Genomic DNA, 1,859 nt, shown 5'->3' with positions numbered 1-1,859 from the left:
CGAAGAGACGCCGGGGCAGAGCATCTTGTACCTGTATGAGCCGGGTAGCTACGCACCGTTGGCGCGGGTTAATCAGGTGGAAGGGGAAGAGCAGAAGCTTTATTACTTCCATACGGATCAAATTGGTACGCCGCTGGAACTGACGGATAGCGATGGGCAGATCGTTTGGCAGGCGACGTATCGGTCATGGGGTGAGATAGAGCAGCTACCTGTAAATGAGGTCGAGCAAAATCTGCGCTTCCAAGGTCAATACCATGATCTTGAGACAGGGTTACATTACAATACTTATCGATATTATGATCCTCAGGTCGGGCGTTTTGTAACGCAAGATCCGTTGAGTATCGACGGTGGAATGAATCTGTATGGCTATGCTCTAAATCCGATTCTATGGCTGGATCCACTTGGGCTGTCCTGCGGATCTGACGCAAAGAAGCTTGCTGACAGCTTAGGTAGTAAGCCAGTAGGGGGAGGTCAGTATGATGCTCATCACATCGTAATGTCCAACTCAAAGGACGTCAGAATGATCGCCTTGAGGAAACAGATGAAAGAGCTAGGGGTCGATATCAATAACAGGAAAAATGGCATCTGGTTACCCAATACAGAGTCTGCAAGGGTCCCCGGCACACTTGCAACGCCACACAAGGGCGCCGGCATACATGGTAATGCCTATAAACAACATGTGTATGATACGCTGGCAGGCAAGACAACGAAGAAAGAGTTCTTGGATGGACTTGCCGAACTCAAAGAGCAATTAAGTAGCGGCAAAACATTTGCTGTTAGGAGATAAGTGTGATTCCAGATAAATTCAAGTCCTTACTCGAAAATTTACAGTCTAAGCTTGCAATGGACCCTACTGAGGTCGTGGGTGCGCAGTGCATGAAAAGTGAAGATGTGAAATGGTCGAAGGGGCCTAGTGTTTCAATATTGCCTTATGGGTTGGAGTTGGCTGGAGTGACTCCTTCACCTATCTTAGGTAATGAGCCAAAAAACAAAAAAAACTGCTTTAAATTTTACTGTAACGATGCTGGGGATTTTTATAAGTCAGATATATATGGTGCGAGCTCGACAATAATAGAGACTGAAATATATCAGGTAGAAGGACAATTCCGGTATTCAGTTCGATTTGACGTCGATGGAGAGGCGATTCGCGCTTCAGGTGTTGTTTTGGAAAACGGCACACCATATATATCATGTCGCCTAGAGGATGATGGTGAGTACTGGTGTTATGAATATAAGTATGAAGGGCCGCAGGTGGCTTCAATGATTGTCTATGCCACAAATAGCGTGCCTGGTACCGAGATATTTGTAGAGCGGGACGGTGAAGCTTTGATTGGCCTATATTTCTTTAATAAAGATTCAAAGATTTATGTTTATAGAATTTAACTGGGGTGATATGAGCTTCATGTTGTTGTGGTAGATTTTGTTTTGAATTATTATGGGCTGGATCCCTCTAAGGTCGCGATAACGGGTGTAAGATGAGTTTTTAAATAAATGTTTGTCTGGGTGGTTTAGTGTCCTTGGTGCCATTGTCAAATGGCTTGGAAAATGAGATTGTTGTATTGTCTTGGGAGCGACTGCTGCGAAAGCGTCAGTGTAAGTCCAGTATAACTTGTTCCTTTGTGAAGGACGGGCGTATACTTTGCTGGTCTGTATAGTTTTCCTTCCCGATCTTTAAAAATAAATTCTAGGGGTGGTTGCGCAATTGGCGTGATCACCTGCGATTTGATGATTATTCCTTACTAACAAAAAGATACTGTCAGCGTTAGATCAGCCTCCTCCTGTATTTCACTCCGCTCCGTGCCACCTGCAGCCCCCGCGTTCACCCGCACTACGACAACCCGCTGGGCCGCCTGACCGAT

At 45.6% G+C, this 1,859-nt stretch carries 2 protein-coding genes; both read left to right on the top strand.

Annotation, left to right across the window (positions count from 1 at the left end; all coding sequences use genetic code 11):
- A partial coding sequence (locus HU738_RS25690; protein ID WP_217871539.1) for an RHS repeat-associated core domain-containing protein occupies positions 1-787 on the top strand: 787 nt, incomplete at its 5' end.
- 2 nt (positions 788-789) lie between these two features.
- The gene (locus HU738_RS25685) at positions 790-1,383 is read left to right on the top strand and encodes a hypothetical protein (protein ID WP_186605024.1); all 594 of its coding nucleotides are present in this window, start codon (positions 790-792) and stop codon (positions 1,381-1,383) included.
- Positions 1,384-1,859 lie beyond the last annotated feature (476 nt).

It is taken from the genome of Pseudomonas vlassakiae, from assembly GCF_014269035.2.
Taxonomy (GTDB): Bacteria; Pseudomonadota; Gammaproteobacteria; order Pseudomonadales; family Pseudomonadaceae; genus Aquipseudomonas; species Aquipseudomonas vlassakiae.
Note: the sequence above shows the minus strand (reverse complement) of the source record. Positions and strands in the feature narration are given on the sequence as shown.